Source organism: Erythrobacteraceae bacterium WH01K (assembly GCA_027941995.1).
Lineage (GTDB): Bacteria > Pseudomonadota > Alphaproteobacteria > Sphingomonadales > Sphingomonadaceae > CAJXSN01.
This window is the reverse complement of sequence record CP115966.1, coordinates 855,387-870,824: the sequence shown is the minus strand read 5'-3', so window position 1 is coordinate 870,824 and position 15,438 is coordinate 855,387. Positions and strand designations below refer to the sequence as shown.

14 protein-coding genes and 1 tRNA gene are annotated in these 15,438 nt (G+C 64.1%); 6 read left to right on the top strand and 9 right to left on the bottom strand.

Annotated elements, in window-relative coordinates:
- Nucleotides 1–224 precede the first annotated feature (224 nt).
- Nucleotides 225–2,237, bottom strand: a complete 2,013-nt coding sequence (locus tag PF049_04295) for a TonB-dependent receptor (GenBank protein ID WBY17383.1) — start codon at nucleotides 2,235–2,237, stop codon at nucleotides 225–227.
- 145 nt (nucleotides 2,238–2,382) lie between these two features.
- Between PF049_04295 and PF049_04290 the strand changes: the two genes are divergently transcribed.
- The 3 genes from PF049_04290 (at nucleotide 2,383) to PF049_04280 (ending at nucleotide 7,801) form a co-directional block, all read left to right on the top strand.
- The gene (locus PF049_04290; protein WBY17382.1) at nucleotides 2,383–3,918 is read left to right on the top strand and encodes an NAD(P)/FAD-dependent oxidoreductase; all 1,536 of its coding nucleotides are present in this window, start codon (nucleotides 2,383–2,385) and stop codon (nucleotides 3,916–3,918) included.
- A gap of 54 nt (nucleotides 3,919–3,972) precedes the next feature.
- Nucleotides 3,973–4,743, top strand: coding sequence for a molybdopterin-binding protein (locus PF049_04285; protein ID WBY17381.1), 771 nt, complete (start codon nucleotides 3,973–3,975; stop codon nucleotides 4,741–4,743).
- A 73-nt stretch (nucleotides 4,744–4,816) separates the two neighbouring features.
- Nucleotides 4,817–7,801, top strand: coding sequence for a DUF2339 domain-containing protein (locus PF049_04280; protein ID WBY17380.1), 2,985 nt, complete (start codon nucleotides 4,817–4,819; stop codon nucleotides 7,799–7,801).
- 27 nt (nucleotides 7,802–7,828) lie between these two features.
- Here PF049_04280 and PF049_04275 read toward each other — a convergent pair whose 3' ends face one another.
- The 3 genes from PF049_04275 to rplK all read right to left on the bottom strand — a co-directional run bounded on the left by PF049_04275 (nucleotide 7,829) and on the right by rplK (nucleotide 9,292).
- Nucleotides 7,829–7,999, bottom strand: a complete 171-nt coding sequence (locus PF049_04275; GenBank protein WBY17379.1) for a hypothetical protein — start codon at nucleotides 7,997–7,999, stop codon at nucleotides 7,829–7,831.
- A 160-nt stretch (nucleotides 8,000–8,159) separates the two neighbouring features.
- On the bottom strand, nucleotides 8,160–8,858 hold the full coding sequence (gene rplA, locus PF049_04270) for a 50S ribosomal protein L1 (GenBank protein ID WBY17378.1): 699 nt from the start codon (nucleotides 8,856–8,858) through the stop codon (nucleotides 8,160–8,162).
- Between the two features lie 2 nt (nucleotides 8,859–8,860).
- Nucleotides 8,861–9,292, bottom strand: coding sequence for a 50S ribosomal protein L11 (rplK, locus tag PF049_04265; GenBank protein ID WBY17377.1), 432 nt, complete (start codon nucleotides 9,290–9,292; stop codon nucleotides 8,861–8,863).
- A 436-nt stretch (nucleotides 9,293–9,728) separates the two neighbouring features.
- On the opposite strand from rplK, the gene PF049_04260 reads away from it, so the two are divergent.
- Nucleotides 9,729–10,763, top strand: a complete 1,035-nt coding sequence (locus PF049_04260) for a retroviral-like aspartic protease family protein (GenBank protein WBY17376.1) — start codon at nucleotides 9,729–9,731, stop codon at nucleotides 10,761–10,763.
- A 51-nt stretch (nucleotides 10,764–10,814) separates the two neighbouring features.
- Here the strand turns inward: PF049_04260 and nusG are convergent, their stop codons facing one another.
- Complete coding sequence (gene nusG, locus PF049_04255; GenBank protein ID WBY17375.1) at nucleotides 10,815–11,351, bottom strand: transcription termination/antitermination protein NusG; 537 nt, start codon at nucleotides 11,349–11,351, stop codon at nucleotides 10,815–10,817.
- Nucleotides 11,352–11,485: 134 nt separating this feature from the next.
- A complete protein-coding gene (gene secE / locus PF049_04250) occupies nucleotides 11,486–11,716 on the bottom strand; it encodes a preprotein translocase subunit SecE (protein ID WBY17374.1) in 231 nt (76 codons plus the stop codon).
- Nucleotides 11,717–12,007: 291 nt separating this feature from the next.
- On the opposite strand from secE, the gene PF049_04245 reads away from it, so the two are divergent.
- Nucleotides 12,008–13,543: an alanine/glycine:cation symporter family protein gene (locus tag PF049_04245; protein ID WBY17373.1), complete on the top strand. Its 1,536-nt coding sequence runs from the start codon at nucleotides 12,008–12,010 to the stop codon at nucleotides 13,541–13,543.
- Between the two features lie 96 nt (nucleotides 13,544–13,639).
- On the opposite strand, the gene PF049_04240 is transcribed toward PF049_04245, so the two are convergent.
- Both PF049_04240 and PF049_04235 read right to left on the bottom strand, forming a co-directional pair.
- Complete coding sequence (locus PF049_04240) at nucleotides 13,640–13,789, bottom strand: hypothetical protein (protein ID WBY17372.1); 150 nt, start codon at nucleotides 13,787–13,789, stop codon at nucleotides 13,640–13,642.
- Between the two features lie 246 nt (nucleotides 13,790–14,035).
- A tRNA-Trp gene (locus PF049_04235) sits at nucleotides 14,036–14,111 on the bottom strand.
- A gap of 114 nt (nucleotides 14,112–14,225) precedes the next feature.
- Between PF049_04235 and aat the strand changes: the two genes are divergently transcribed.
- On the top strand, nucleotides 14,226–14,927 hold the full coding sequence (gene aat / locus PF049_04230; protein WBY17371.1) for a leucyl/phenylalanyl-tRNA--protein transferase: 702 nt from the start codon (nucleotides 14,226–14,228) through the stop codon (nucleotides 14,925–14,927).
- Here the strand turns inward: aat and PF049_04225 are convergent.
- Nucleotides 14,840–15,436, bottom strand: a complete 597-nt coding sequence (locus PF049_04225) for a DUF2155 domain-containing protein (protein WBY17370.1) — start codon at nucleotides 15,434–15,436, stop codon at nucleotides 14,840–14,842. The two genes, aat and PF049_04225, sit on opposite strands and share 88 nt — an antisense overlap.
- Nucleotides 15,437–15,438 lie beyond the last annotated feature (2 nt).

The window sequence follows — 15,438 nt, the reverse complement described above, 5'->3', positions numbered from 1 at the left end:
GGGAAAAAATTTGGGATAACGTAAAATTGATTATCTATTATCTTTGTTATATCAATTCTTTGATATCCATTATTATACGGACTCCGTTTCCGCCATTTCCCAGCCGTTCGATCATACTTTCATCGATGCGATAGCAGACCCGCTGCGCGCTGTTATAAGCCATGTCCGGTCGCGTATTTCGAAGCCCGACGTGGTATTGCTCCCGTTCCGAAGCGCTCTCCCTTCTAGAAGTCGTATCGAAGGCCGCCCCACACCGTTCGCGGCACGCCGAGGTCGATGGCACCGTTCGCATTGCGCGTGACGATTTCCTCGTCGAAGATGTTCTCCGCCCGGAAAACCAGTCCCAGCCTGTCGGTGAGCGGGAAACTGGCGAAGGCTCCCCACGTGGTGGCGGCAGGGAGGACCCCGGTTTCATCATCGCTTTCGAACTGCTTGCCGACATGGCGGAGCGTGGCTGCAATCTTCAACCCCTGGCGCGGTTCGAAAGACAGCGTTGCCGATGCCGCCCATTCCGGCGTCTGGGGTGGACGATTGCCGTCGAGCGAAAGCGATGCACCCTCCCCGTCGATACGCGCATCGGTGTAGGCGATCGCCCCGTCGAACCGCCACGGCCCGCGAGAAATCCTCGCGCCTGCCTCTACCCCTTGCGCGTCGATTGCCGGCAGGTTCTGCCGCTGCCGTTGGGTCGGCGTCAGGGTGACGTTCGCAATCGCGTTCTCCACGCGGTTGTCGAAGGCTGTCACGGTCAGTTCGACATCGCTGGCCGGTCGCCAGTCGATACCGGCTTCGTAGCCCACGAGTTCCTCGTTCTCGAGCTCGGCATTGGCCGAAGTGAAGACGGGGAAGACCACGAAAGGCCGGTAAAGCTCATTGAGCGTGGGCAGTCGCAGCCCGCTATAGGCAGCCGCGCGCAGGGACACCACGTCGGACACCTCGAATACGAGGCCGCCGCGGCCGGTCACGGTCCAGTCGCTTCGATCCGCAAACCGGTTCTCGAAAACGACTCTGCCGGCAGGATCGCTTTCCCTGAAGAAACCATCGGTCACAGTGGTGCGATCGGCGCGTATGCCGCCCGTCAGGACCAGCGGACCGCGCGTCCAGTCATGCTCTGCGAACAGCCCCAGATCGGTCGTCGTACCCCCGGCACGGCGCCTCGCGGTCAGATTGCCGGAAAACGCGCTGAAGGGCTGTTCCTGCAACTCGCCCTCGCTGCGGCGGTAATCCACGCCAAGACGCAGGACATTGTCCGGGCCGACCGGGGGCCGCACTTCCAGCTTGCCGCCCAGCCCGGTCGAGGGCGTATTGCTCTGGTCGAGGACCTTCACGAAGCGGGTCGAGCTGATAACGACATTGGAGAAGTTGCGCGCCTGGACATAGGCCAGGGCGTCGAACTGCCAGTCGCCGCGCCCGACCAGCCGGACGCTCGCATCCTGCCCGCTGGCAGAGCTGTCCGCACCATCGAACCGAAGGGTCCGGTTGTCCTCGAACGCAAGAACGCGCGCCTGCAGGTCGACGGTTTCGGCGACAGGAAAGACGGCCCGTACCTGTCCGGACCGCGCATCGAAGGCCGCCCGCGCTGTTGCCGGCACGCGCTGGTCTTCGGGCGTGGTGAAGAAGCCCTGCCCCCGGTCCCAACGTCCGGTCACGGACACAAACCCGGCGCCGAGTTCGGCAAGTGCGGTTGCAGCGGCCTCGGTCTCTGCGCGGTCGTTCACCAGCAGCGACGCGGTTACGGGTCGGAGGTCGCCCGGTCCTGCGCTCTGCATGGCGATCGTCCCCGCCAGCGCGCCCGCGCCGAACGGGCCGGACCCGCCGCCGCGCGTGACCGCAATGGCGGACAGCTGCTCGGGAACCAGCGCGGCAAAGGGCGTATATCCGAAGAACGGGTCGTTCACCGGCACTCCGTCCAGAGTGACCAGCGCCCGGCTGGTCGCGTTTCCGCCCAGCGCCCGCAAGGTCACCCCCTGCGCCGTTGGGTTCGACGAACGACTGTCCGAGCGGCGAAATTGCTGGAACCCGGCCACGGAAGACAGCGCGTCCTCGATGCGGCCCGATGCTGTCGTCACGATGGTTTCTCGCTCGATCGTGCGGGTGGCGTAGGCCGGCGTCGACGGCGTCTCCGGCAGCCCTTTGCCGATGACCACGATCTCGGCCGTTGCCTCGTCCGGATTTTCCTGGGCCAGCGCCGGAGCGGAGACGAGAACGACAAGCGAAGCGGAAGCGAGGTAACGGGTCATGCCGCCCGACTAGCCCAGCAATGCGAAAGCGTCAGCCGTTAAAACCGCCCGGAATTTCCGGTCGATATGGCCTTCGGCACAGGGGACTCGCCAATCGGGCATGCGTCCCTTACACATTGTTCGGTTGCAAGAGAGGACCGAACCAATGGGCACAGAAAAGACCCAGGCCAGTCGCGACGAGAGGAAAACCGATTTCGACGTCCTGATCGTCGGTGCCGGGATCTCCGGGATCGGCATGGCCGCACACATGGAAATGCAGTGCCCGGGGCATGAGTACGGCATCCTGGAGATGCGGGAGAACCTGGGCGGGACGTGGGACCTGTTCCGGTATCCCGGCATACGGTCCGACAGCGACATGCACACGCTGGGTTTCTCTTTCGAACCATGGAAGCACGAGAAAACCATCGCCGATGCTCCGGCCATCATGGAGTACCTGAACCGGATCGTGGACGAGCGCGGCATTCGCCAGCACATCCGCTATGCCCACCGCGTGGTCTCGGCCGACTTCGACAGTTCCGACGCGCGCTGGACCGTGACCGTCGAAACGCCGGACGGGGACCGCAAGCGCCTGACGGCGAACTGGCTCTATCTCGGCTCCGGCTATTACGATTACGACGAGCCCTATGACCCCGGATTCGAACTGGGCGATTACACGGGGCAAGTCATCCATCCGCAATTCTGGCCCGACGATCTCGATTACAGTGGCAAGAAAGTGATCGTCATCGGGTCCGGCGCGACCGCCGTCACCATTGTCCCGTCGATGGCGGACAAGGCGGCCCATGTGACCATGTTGCAGCGTACGCCGACCTGGATGTTCTCTCGCCCTGCGAAAGACTGGATGGCCAATACGCTGCGCAAGATCCTGCCGGAAAAGACCGCGTATCGCATCACCCGGTTCAAGAACATCCGGATGCAGGATTTCGCCTTCAAACTGGCGCGCAACAAGCCGGAAAAGGTCAAGGAAGGGCTGCACAAGCGGATCGAGAAAGCGCTCGGGCCGGATTACGACAAGGCCACCTTCACCCCGCCTTACGATCCGTGGGACCAGCGCCTTTGCCTCGTCCCCGATGCCGACCTGTTCGAGGCGATGAAGGCCGGCCGCGCCAGCATCAAGACGGGTCGCATCGCCCGCTTCGTGGGAGGCGGTGTAGAGCTGGAATCGGGCGAGCGCCTCGATGCCGACATCATCGTGACCGCTACCGGACTGAAACTGGCCGTCTGCGGCAAGATCGCCACCAGTGTGGACGGCAGCGCCGTCAACTTTGCCGAACGGTTCTATTACAAGGGCTGCATGTTCTCCAACGTGCCCAACCTTGCCGTCGTGTTCGGCTATCTCAATGCCAGCTGGACCCTGCGCGCCGACATCAATTCCGAATATGTCTGCCGGGTCCTGAACCATATGAAGGAAACGGGCACCGACATTGCCGTGGCCAGACTGTCCCCGCAGCAGGAAGCCGCGCTCGAGGAAGACGACATCTTCGATTTTTCTTCCGGCTATATCCAGCGGTCGAAGCATATCATGCCGAAGAACGCGGTGCAGTATCCCTGGCGGCTGAACCAGGAATACGTGCTCGACAGGAAGCGCATGGAAACGGACCTGGTCGATGACGGGCTTCTCGTTTTCCGCCGCGCCGGCGGCGAGGCCGGGCGGCAGGAAAACCGGCTGGAGGCAGCGGAGTAGCATGGGCGAAAGGGCAAGCTGGCCAACAGCTTCGCCCTCCCCTAATCGCACCACATGAGCGCAACAGGCAGCAACCGGATCTGGACCGCGGGTCTCGTCGTGATCGGCGACGAAATCCTGTCGGGCCGCACGCATGACAAGAACATCGCGCAGGTCGCGAGCTGGCTGCAGATGCAGGGCATCAGGCTGGCCGAAGTCCGCGTCGTCCCCGACGTGGAGGACCGTATCGTCGAAGCGGTGAACGCCCTGCGCGAGGCGAACGACTATCTTTTCACCACGGGGGGTATCGGGCCGACCCACGACGATATCACCGTCGATGCAGTGGCCCGCGCGCTGGGCACAGGCGTCGTCATCCATCCCGATGCCCGCGCTTTGCTGGAACGCTATTATGCCGACAAGCCGGGCGGACTGACAGAAGCCCGGCTGCGCATGGCACGCGTGCCCGACGGGGCGGACCTTATTCCGAACCGTATGTCCGGGGCGCCCGGCATCCGGATTGGCAACGTCTTTCTGATGGCGGGCGTGCCGCACATCACGGCTGGAATGCTCGATGCGCTCACCGGAACGCTGGAAGGCGGAATGCCGCTGAAAAGCGAGACGATCGGCTGCTGGACCTCCGAAAGCGAAGTCGCCGATATCCTGCGCGAGACGGAAGCTGCGCACGAACAATGCCAGATCGGCAGCTACCCCTTCTTCCGCGAAGGCAAGGTAGGGGCCAATTTCGTGATCCGGTCCGTCGATGCCGAAGAACTGTCGAGCTGCGTCCATACGCTTTGCGATGCGCTGGGCACTGCCGGGCTCGATTTCACGCCGGGCGGTATCTGACCCCGCCGCGAGGCGGCTTGACTTCCTGCCCGCCTGCACCCCCTAGTGGTTCGACAGTGGCGAAGGGGGCCGTGTGGAAGTTCTGATCATACTCGCCCTTGTGGGCGCGGTCGGCTGGCTCATGAACCAGGTCCGCGAGCTCAAGCGCCGCATGGAACTGCTGGAAGACGGGCTACTGGTCCGCGACCAGTCGGATGCCGCGAGTGCACCGCCCTCCGTTACTATTGTCAGCAGTGAACAGCCGGCCGCCGCCATTCGCTCCGAACCTCTGGAGCGGCCGACCGAACCGGAAGCCCCGGGCTCGCAGCCAGAGCCTGTTTCCGACACGGATGAAGTGCCGGCATCCCTGCCCGGCAGCGTTCCTGCGTCTCCAGAGCACGCGCAGGACGGCGCTTTCTTCGGCGATGCGACCGAGGCTGAAAAAGAGGTCGAACCGGCTCGAAAGCCCCGCTTCGACATAGAGGACATTTTCGGTCGCAAGCTGCCGATCTGGGTTGGCGGCATCACCCTGGCCATCGCGGGCATCCTGCTCGTGCGATATTCCATCGAAGCCGGACTGGTCACGCCGTCGGTGCGCGTCGCTATGGCTTTCGTCTTCGGGCTCGGCCTGCTTGCAGGGGCGGAGTTTTCCTATCGAAAGCCAGACCTCATCGGGGATCCCCGGATACGTCAGGCGCTTGCCGGGGCAGGTCTGGCGACGCTTTATGCCGGGTTTTACCTCGCCGGGACGCAATATGGTCTGATCGGGCAGACATTCGCCTTTATCGGTCTGGCAGCGGTGACGGCGGGCGCGATTGCCCTGTCCTTCCGCTTTGGCCTGCCATGCGCGATCCTCGGACTGGTCGGCGGGTTTGCGGCGCCGCTGCTGGTCGGCGGGGAAGAGGCGAACCTGCCGCTCCTGACAATCTATCTCGGCCTCGTGACCGCGGGCCTGTCGCAGGCTGGCAACCGCCAGGGCCGTCCGTGGCTGTCGATGGCGGCCCTGGTCGCAGGGCTGGGCTGGGGCCTGCTGTTGCTCTTGGCGGAAGATTTCGGGACCGCAGCGGTGTTGGCCCTCGGTTTCTATCTCGTCACGCTCGGCGCGGTCCTGCCCGCGCTGATGGCGGGCGGGTCATTCGTGCGCCCTGTCCGTCTCGCCTCCGCCTTTCTCGCCAGCCTGCAACTTGCCATCCTGGTCGACCGGGCGGGTGACGGAGCGCTGGCGTGGGGACTTTACCTGCTCATGGGTGCAGCGCTGGCGGCGCTGGCATGGACGCGGCGCGAATTGCGAGAGGCCAGCGCCGTCGCCATGGTGATCGCGGTCGGCTTGCTTACCCAGTATGGTCTGCCGATTACCCCGATCTTCCATGTAATCGCTGCATTCATTGCCGCGATCTTCATGGTGATCCCGCTGGTCCATATCGCTCGGCAACGCGCCGATTTCGCCGATTTCGGGCAGGTTGCCGCAGGCCCCATTGCGCTGGCCGCCGGTATTTATGCAGTCACCGGCCAGCCTGCCGAGGATATCGTCGAGCCATTGCCCGCGATCTGGTGCTTTGCGCTGGCGGCCATACCTGCTGCCGGGACCTGGCTGATCCGAGCCGATGAGAGCCGGACCGTGTGGTTCGCGAGCCTCTCTGCATCTGCCATCCTGTTGCTGTTCGGCGGGGCCTTGCTGGTCACCCCGTCATGGGTTTCGCCCCTCTTCGCTGCCCTGGCGCTGGCCGGTACGGTCGCGGTGACACATCGCCGGACAGACAGGCCATCCGGTATTCTTGCTGCGGGCTTCGCAACCCTGGCCGTCATCGTCCTGCTCGTGTCGAACGGAACCGAAAGCGAGGTCCTTCGCCTCGGTGCGGGGAACGACGACGGTGTCGACCTGCGGGCCATGCTCCGCTGGGGTTCCGTTTTTGCCGCGCTAGCCCTGTGGGCGTGGCGTGCGCGGCAGCCTATCGCACGTACCGCGCAAGGCATTGCTGCAGCGGCAGGGTATGGGCTGATCGCGCAAATCATGCCGGACAGCGTGCTGCCTTGGGCCGTCGCTGTAGCCGCAGCGGGACTTTCAGCCGCTCGTTTCGAAAGCTTTGCAGGCCGTGCGGTGCTGGTCGCGATCTGCGCGCTCTGGGCACTCGGCCCGGTGGCGGAATGGCTTGCGACCGGCATGGATGCCGCCGCCGGCCTTGCACCGCTGGCATTCGACTGGCCCGACTGGCGGACCGGACTGCTGAAAATCCTGCCCTTCGCCGTTGCAGCGCTGGCACTGAAAAGGGGCTTGAAACTGCCTTCCTCGATTCCGGCCAATCTCCCGGAATACGTGGCAGCCGCTACGCTGCTCGTCGTGCTGCACATCGCGTTCAAGCAGCTCTTCAACATCGAGACACGGACCGCGTTCGTGGAGCAGGCACTGGCGGAGCGCACGCTCTGGCAGGCGATTTTGCTGGGCACCGCGATGGCCCTGTCGCGCCCACTGCCGCGGATCGGCGCGCATCCCATGCTCGGGACCGCTGTGGCGGCGTTGTCGCTTGCGCACTTCACGTGGTTCACAGGCGGAGTGCACAACCCGCTTCTGACAGCGCAGGCTGTCGGCCCCGTTCCGATCGCCAACCTTGCCCTCGCCGCAGGCACTGTCGGCCTGGCTGCGACCTGGATCATCCGGCGTGCACTTGTCGGCAGAGCCCAAGTCCGACTGCGGCAGGCACTCGATGCAGTAGCAATGACCATCGTCGTTGCCGTCGCCCTCGCGCTGCTGCGACAGATGTTCGCCGGGTCGGTGCTGACCTCGCAGCCCCTCGGTCAGACCGAGGACCTGATGCGTTCGTTGCTGGGCATCGTCCTCGCCATTGCATTCCTGCTCCTGGGGCGGATGCGCGACGAACAGAGCTGGCGCATCGGTTCGCTGGTCCTGATGGTGCTGGCCGTGGCGAAGGTGTTCCTGGTCGATGCCGCTGCGCTGGAGGGCCTGCTGAGGATTGCCAGCTTCATGGCGCTGGGCTTCAGCCTGCTCGGCATCGGGTGGCTCTATGCCCGGCAATTAGGCACACGGAAAACCGCCGCCGAGGATGAAGGACAGACCGGTTAGGCCCGCCCCTCCAAATCAAACTTCCGTTCACACAGTCGTCTGGTCCCGCTCGATCTCGTCCTGCAGCTTCTGAGCGCCGCGATCGGCCTTTGCGATCGAATCGCGCGAGGCATCGCGGTTGTTTTTCCAGGCGAAGACGATGATGCCGATCAGCAGGATCGGTCCGATGATGGTGACGGCTGTCCAGAGGGCGCCCATGGTATTTTCCTTTCGATTGCTTTCCCCTTCAACGCCCGGGAGAGGCAATCTTTCCGCCCACGCCCGTCCCGCCTGCCGCAGGGCCCATGGAAAAGGGGCCGGAGGATTGCTCCCCCGGCCCCGTAATCCATGTGCAGTCCTGTAGGACAGCCTGAAAGTATCAGTCGCCTTCGATGCTGCTGGTGTCGATCTTCAGGCCCGGACCCATGGTCGAGGTGATCGACAGCTTGCGAAGATACTTGCCCTTCGCGCCCGAGGGCTTCGCCTTGACGATCGCGCTGGTGAAGGCGTCAAAATTCGTCTTCAGGTCGGCATCCTTGAAGGACAGCTTGCCGATGCCCGAGTGCACGATGCCCTGCTTCTCCACGCGGAATTCGACCTGGCCTCCCTTGGCGTCCTTCACGGCCTGTTCCACGTTCGGGGTCACGGTGCCCAGCTTCGGGTTCGGCATCAGGCCCTTGGGACCCAGCACCTTACCGAGGCGGCCGACGACACCCATCATGTCGGGGGTGGCGATCACGCGGTCGTAGTCGAGATTGCCTGCCTGCATGTCTTCCATCAGGTCTTCCGCACCGACCTTGTCGGCACCGGCAGCCAGCGCCTTGTCTGCGTTGTCGCCCTTGGCGAAGACAGCGACCTTCACGTCCTTGCCCGTGCCGCTCGGCAGGGCGACCATGCCTCGAACCATCTGGTCGGCATGGCGCGGGTCGACGCCCAGGTTCATCGCGATCTCGACGGTTTCGTCGAACTTCTTGGAACCGTATTCGCGCAGCAGGGCCAGCGCGTCATCGAAGCTGTAAACGGCTTCCGGGTCGAGCTTCTCGGCCCGCGCCTTCTGTGCCTTGGTCAGTGTCGCCATGATCAGCCCTCCACCACTTCGAGGCCCATGGAACGGGCGCTACCGGCGATGATCTTCGTCGCCTGTTCGATGTCGTTTGCGTTGAGGTCCTTCATCTTGGCCTCTGCGATTTCGGTAAGCTGGCTCGTCTTGATCGAACCGATGATGTCCTTGCCCGGCTCCTTCGAACCCGATTTGATCTTCATCGCCTTCTTGATCATGTAGCTGGCCGGCGGCGTCTTCGTCTCGAACGAGAAGCTGCGATCGGCATAAACCGTGATCTTGGTCGGGATCGGGGCGTTCTTCTCGAGGTCCTGCGTGGCGGCGTTGAACGCCTTGCAGAATTCCATGATGTTGACGCCGCGCTGACCCAGCGCAGGGCCGATCGGCGGGGACGGGTTTGCGGCGCCGGCGGGCACCTGAAGGTTGATGTAACCTTCGATCTTCTTGGCCATGATGGCCTCCTTTTCTCACTGTTGCCTGCCGCACGGCGGCTGCAGGCTCATGGTAAGCGGTCAGGCGGTGCATCCACGAACACACCTCCCGCAGCGGTTTTCCAAAGCTGTGCCGTGGAAGCGCGCCAGATAGTCGGCGGGGCCACGAAAATCAACCGATTCCGCCATGGCCGACCCCCACCCTCGGCGAAGTTGACAATGTTGACACGGCCCGATCCCGCCCAAGCCTTACAACCCATTGAAAACAAGCCGGAAATCCACGATTACGAAGTTGACACATCCTCGGGTGGCGACGCGAAAACACCCTCATCTCCTGCCGAACCCCATGAGCGGTAAAGCGCGTGTAGGACAGCATTTTCTCATGATGCGCCGAGGGAGAGTGGGCTGCCATTCCGGGCCATTTCCGGTTCATGCCCCGCATGATACCCGTTCCGCCATGCCGATTTTCCGTCCCCTTTCCGGCCTTCTCGCCGCGCTGCTGCCAGCCGTTGCGCTCGCGCAAGACGCCCCGGCCGCGACATCGGAGCGCCTGCAGCCGCCCACCCCGGCCCTGATCGACGAGGCACTGGAAATCGGCGGCGAGGACATCGAGGCGCGCAAGCTGCGCAGCCGCATGACCGTGGTCACCCATGTGAACGGCAAGGGACCCTATCGCTTCGTCGTCGACAGCGGCGCCGACACCTCCGTCATCGGCAGGAAACTGGCAGGCGAACTGGCACTCGAGGACGGCACGCCGGTGCTCCTGCACGCCGTCACGGAAAGCAAGGTGGTGGACCGCGTGCTGGTGGACGAGCTGCGGCTGGGGCCGACCGTCACGACCGACCTGGAATTGCCCGTGCTGGAGGAAAAGGATTTGGGCGGGGACGGGATGATCGGGCTGGACGCGCTGGTCGAACAGCGCCTGATGCTGGATTTCGAGAAACGCATCATCACGGTGGATGACGGGGCCGGACGCGCAGGCTTTGTCGACCGCGACGGCATCATCGTCGTCACCGCGCGAATGCAGCGCGGACAGTTGATCCTGACCGAGGTGAAGGCGGGCCGCGAAGCGGTCGACGCCGTGGTCGATACCGGGACCGAGGTCACGATCGGCAATTCGCTGCTGCGCGAAAAACTGAAGGCACGCCGCCCGCGCGACCTGCGGACCGCCACCGTCTACGGCGTGACGGGCAAGGCGATCGAAGTCGAATTCGCCATCGTGAACAAGCTGAAGATCGGCCCCATCACCCTGACGAAGGTTCCCATCGTCTTTGCCGACATCCCTCCGTTCGAGGTATTCGGTATCGCCGACAAGCCGTCGCTGCTGCTGGGCACGGACCTGATGGAACAGTTCCGCCGCGTATCGCTCGATTTCGGGGAACGCCGCGTGCGCTTCCAGCTCAAGCGATGCGAGGCGCGCGGCGTCACCTTGCGCACCAACACCATCGCCACCCGGATCAAGAGCGAGGAAGAAACCGCCTGCGTCCGCTAGGGCGAACCATACGTGCCCGCCGGGCGGTTCCCTGGAGCGCAGCGGCCCTGATTACTTGACCAGTTCGACCTGTTCGAAGTCGAGTTCGACCGGGGTCGCGCGGCCGAAGATGGACACGCTGACCTTGACCTTCGCCTTGTCGAAATCGAGCTCCTCCACAACGCCGTTGAAGCTGGCGAAGGGGCCGTCGAGCACCTTGATCTGGTCGCCGATTTCGTAATCGACGCTGATGTCCTTCTTGGGCGCGTTCTTCGCTTCCTCGACACCGCCGAAATAGCGTGCGGCCTCTTTCTCGGAAATGGCCTGCGGCTTGTTGTTGGTGCCCAGGAATCCGGTCACCTTCGGCGTGTTCTTGACCAGGTGATAGACATCGTCGGTCATGTTCAGCTTTGCCAGAACGTAGCCCGGCATGAACTTGCGTTCGACCTGCAGCTTCTTGCCGCGCTTCACCTCGGTCACGGTTTCGGTCGGCACTTCGACCTCTTCCACGCCGTCGGACAGGCCCAGCCGTTCGGCCTCCGTGAGGATCGCCTCGCGCACCTTGTTCTCGAAACCGGAATAGGCGTGGATGATGTACCAGCGTGCCATGTGTGTCAGTCCGTTGTGTCTTGTGAGGATGTGTCTTGTGGGAATTGCGTGCCTGAAAGGTCGCCTGCCCGTGAATTGCGTAAGCCCGGCCGGATCGCCCCCCGGATCAGGCCGTTAGGATCAGGCCCCCGGGATCAGGCTAGCGTGAGCAGCCAGCTGACGATCGCGCCGAACAGCGAATCGACGCCGAGGAAGAACAGCGACATGACCACCACCATGATCCCGACGAAGATCGCGGTCGTGACCGTTTCCTGCCGGGTGGGCCACACGACCTTGCTGCTTTCGGTCCGCACCTGGCGGATGAATTCGCCCGGCGTCGTCTTGCGCTTTGCCGGGGCGCTTGCCTTCTGTGTGTCTTCGGCCATCGGTCCTGCCGCTTTCGCTCTTCGTTGAACTCTCGCGTCTCTTCCGGGTAGGGCCTCGCGCCGCCCCGAACGATGGTCCGGGAGGGCTGGGAAGCTTTTCGATGTCGGAAAAGACCCGCTCGCATCTAATGGGACCGCCCCCCAAAAGCAAGCCGAGTGAACGCGGCGGGACAGAAAGCCCGCCGGGCTGCCCGGAATCGTCCCAGAAACCCGTTGCAGGTGAAACGGGCGCGCTATAGCACGGCAGCGGCCTTGGGCGCCGAACGGGATCCTTTGGGGGAACAAGAGATAATGACTGCACCTGCACCCACACCAGCCGAATTGCCGCTAGGCGAACGACTGGTCGCACCTGTCACCAACGTGTCGGATTTCATCTGGGCGGGGACATGGAACGGTGTGGAGGTCCTGCCCTTCCCGCCGATGACGATCATCCTGCTGGGCATCGGCCTGTGGATCATGGTCGGCCTGCGCTTCTATCCCATCGTCAAATTGGGCAGCGCCTTTGCCGGCCTGTTCAAGAGCCGCAAGGGTGCAGGCGACGGCGAAATCTCTCCCTTCGCCGCGCTTTCGACCGCGCTGTCCGGACAGGTGGGCACGGGTAACCTTGCGGGCGTCGCCACGGCCATCGCGCTGGGCGGACCCGGCGCGATCTTCTGGATGTGGGTGACGGCGCTGTTCGGCATGGCGCTGGCCTTCGCGGAAGGCTCGCTCGCCATCCGCTACCGCGAGAAGACCTCTGACGGCGTCTATCGCGGCGGCCCGATGACCTACATCATGATGGGCCTTGGTCCGAAATTCACCTGGCTTGCCATCGTCTTCTGCCTCGGCACGCTGTTCAGCGCGCTGGTCACCGGCAATTCCATCCAGGCCAATGCCATGGCCGACGGGATGAACGAACTGTTCGGCCTGCCGGAAATCTGGGGCGGCGCGATCACCGCCGTGCTGGTCTTCATCGTCATCATCGGCGGCATCAAGTCGATCGGACGCGTCGCCGAAAGCATCATTCCCTTCATGGCCGCGTCCTACATCGTCATGGCCGCCATCGCGCTGATCCTGAATGCGGGCGACCTGCCGGAAACGTTCTCGCTGATCTTCAACGGAGCCTTCAACCCGCAGGCGGCGACCGGCGGTTTCGTCGGTGCGGCTCTGATCATCGCGATCAGGGCAGGCGTGGCGCGCGGCCTGTTCTCGAACGAGGCGGGACAGGGTTCCACCCCGATCGCCCACGCCGTGGCGCAGACCAACGATCCCGAACAGCAGGGCCGCATGGCGATGCTGGGCACGTTCATCGATACGCTGGTCATCTGCACCATGACCGCGCTCGTCATCCTGACCGTGCGCGGCGAATTCGTGGGCGGCGGCGAGGCGGTGGCCCATGCGTGGCAGTCCGACCGCGTCGGCTTCGAGATGACCAGCGGCGCGTTTGCCGCGGCCTTCCCGCTCGACGTGCTGGGCGTTCCCATCGGCGTGCTGATTGCCAGTGTCGCGCTGATCCTGTTCGTCTTCACGACCCTGCTGACGTGGAGCTATTACGGCGAACGCGCCATCACCTTCATCTATGACCGCATTCCGGGTTCCAGCCGGGGCGGCGAGAAGAAGCTGCACATAGCCTGGCGCGTGCTGTGGTGCATCGTGATCTTCCTGGGCGCCGCGCAGCCGAGCGAGCTGGTCTGGCGCCTGGGCGACATTTCCAACGCCGCGATGGCGCTGCCCAACCTTCTGGCACTGGCCCTGCTGTCGGGCGTGGTGTTCAAGCTGGCGCGCGGCCAGAAGGATGCCGGTCCGACCCACACTGCCGACACGCCGGAAGAACCCGAGGAATACTGAGGGCCCACACCGCTTCCCCGCGTACCAGCGGCACGAACGAAGAAGGGGCCGGATGCACGCAGCATCCGGCCCCTTCTTGCGTGTATCAGGCCGCCTTCAGCGCTGGCCGAAAAGGCGGGAGAAAAAGCCCGGCTCTTCCATCGGCTGCACGGGCCCGTGCTGCATATACCGCAGCGATGCGTCCTGATGGGACCGCGGGCTGACCCACTTGTCCGGACGGCTGCTGCGGAAGGACAAACTCGACATGGAAACCTCCATCAAAAAAATGCCCTCCATCCGGCGACAGTAATGCACGAGTGGGCGCAAGTGTTCCCACGAGACGGGGTGGGCCGGCGGGGCCGACCAGTTAACTGCAGCGAGTGTGGCTTTCATGCACCGGCCACGACTGCGACTAGGCCCACGACCAGGCCCACGATCGAACCAACGCCCATCGCGCCCGCGCCATGTTGGGCGGAGCGAACGGTAAAACGATGCGGACCGGAAAAACGGCCCTGGCAGGGGTGACAGGATTCGAACCCGTGGCCCTCGGTTTTGGAGACCGATGCTCTACCAACTGAGCTACACCCCTGCAGGGCGGCCTCGCCTCTAGTGTAGCATTGCCCCCTTTCGCAAGAGACAATGCACGCGCCTGCCGATGAATTGATCGCTTGCCGCCTGTGCCGGGTGGCGGCATCATGCGGCGGTGCACGCTCCCCTGCCCTCCATCATTCCGCCCGACCTGCTGCTGTCGGCATACCGGCAGGGCATTTTCCCGATGGCCGATGCGCGCGACGACAGCGAGGTTTTCTGGGTCGAGCCGCGCGAGCGGGCGATTATCCCTCTGGACGGTTTCCACCTGTCCCGCTCGCTGTCCCGCACGATCCGGCGGGGCAGGTTCGAGGTCACCTGCAATACCGCCTTTCGCGATGTCGTGCGCGAATGCGCGGGGCCGCGCGACGATGCCGAGGGGACATGGATCAGCCGGCGCATCGAGTTGAGCTATGCCGGCCTGCACGAGGCGGGGCACGCGCACTCCATCGAATGCCGGGAGGATGGCAGGCTCGTCGGCGGGGTCTATGGCGTTGCCTTCGACAGCGTGTTCTGCGGCGAAAGCATGTTCAGCCGCACCACCGATGCCTCGAAGGTTGCGCTGGCATGGCTGGTCGGCCTGCTGCGCCGCGCGGGCTGCCGGGTCTTCGACTGCCAGTTCATGACATCGCATCTGAAATCACTGGGGGCAGTCCCGCTGTCGCAGGCGGACTATCTGGAGAAAATCGCAGCCGCCCGCATTCCCCAGCGGCAAAGCCTGGTGGGGGCTTACGAATCGCTGCTGGACGATGCGGCAGCCGATCCCTCTTCCTCGCCGGGGAAGCTCATCGCGCAGTCCTTGACCCAGACGTTGTAGACCGGGTGCTCCACGACATTGACGCTCGGCGTCTGCTTGAACAGCCAGCCGGAGAAGATGCGGGCCCACTCGTCCTCGTTCTCGGCATTCTGCACCAGCACCTGGACGAATGCGCCCGTCTCGCGCGGCAATTCCCACGGTGCGGTCCGCTCGCAGGCGGACAGGCGGATGATGATATTGCCGATGCGGCGCGATTCGCCGGGGCTCAGCTCGATATCCTGCGAGACATTGTTACGCTTGTTCAGCAGGCCCAGCGTCGCGACACGCTCTTCCATCGGGCTGCCGATCTCGGCTGCGCGCGCGACGTCTGCCGACACCACCGTCTCGTCCACGTCCTCGCCCGCATCGGTTCCGTCTTCCGACAGGATGGCATCCTGATCGGCGTCGGTCGTCTGCAGGTCGTCGGGAATTTCCGTTTCCAGCGCGCCCGGCTGGGGCGCCTCGTCGGAACACGCGGCCAGGCCGAGGGCGGCAACAAGGACCGGGAACAGCGGACGGGCAATCCCCATGA

Excerpts from the sequence above, each read along its gene's own strand:
- rplA (WBY17378.1), bottom strand. The coding sequence starts at position 8,858 with ATGGCGACACTGACCAAGGCACAGAAGGCGCGGGCCGAGAAGCTCGAC.
- PF049_04285 (WBY17381.1), top strand. The coding sequence starts at position 3,973 with ATGAGCGCAACAGGCAGCAACCGGATCTGGACCGCGGGTCTCGTCGTG.
- PF049_04225 (WBY17370.1), bottom strand. The coding sequence starts at position 15,436 with ATGGGGATTGCCCGTCCGCTGTTCCCGGTCCTTGTTGCCGCCCTCGGC.
- nusG (WBY17375.1), bottom strand. The coding sequence starts at position 11,351 with ATGGCACGCTGGTACATCATCCACGCCTATTCCGGTTTCGAGAACAAG.
- rplK (WBY17377.1), bottom strand. The coding sequence starts at position 9,292 with ATGGCCAAGAAGATCGAAGGTTACATCAACCTTCAGGTGCCCGCCGGC.
- PF049_04295 (WBY17383.1), bottom strand. The coding sequence starts at position 2,237 with ATGACCCGTTACCTCGCTTCCGCTTCGCTTGTCGTTCTCGTCTCCGCT.
- PF049_04240 (WBY17372.1), bottom strand. The coding sequence starts at position 13,789 with ATGTCGAGTTTGTCCTTCCGCAGCAGCCGTCCGGACAAGTGGGTCAGC.
- PF049_04245 (WBY17373.1), top strand. The coding sequence starts at position 12,008 with ATGACTGCACCTGCACCCACACCAGCCGAATTGCCGCTAGGCGAACGA.
- secE (WBY17374.1), bottom strand. The coding sequence starts at position 11,716 with ATGGCCGAAGACACACAGAAGGCAAGCGCCCCGGCAAAGCGCAAGACG.
- PF049_04260 (WBY17376.1), top strand. The coding sequence starts at position 9,729 with ATGCCGATTTTCCGTCCCCTTTCCGGCCTTCTCGCCGCGCTGCTGCCA.
- PF049_04290 (WBY17382.1), top strand. The coding sequence starts at position 2,383 with ATGGGCACAGAAAAGACCCAGGCCAGTCGCGACGAGAGGAAAACCGAT.
- PF049_04275 (WBY17379.1), bottom strand. The coding sequence starts at position 7,999 with ATGGGCGCCCTCTGGACAGCCGTCACCATCATCGGACCGATCCTGCTG.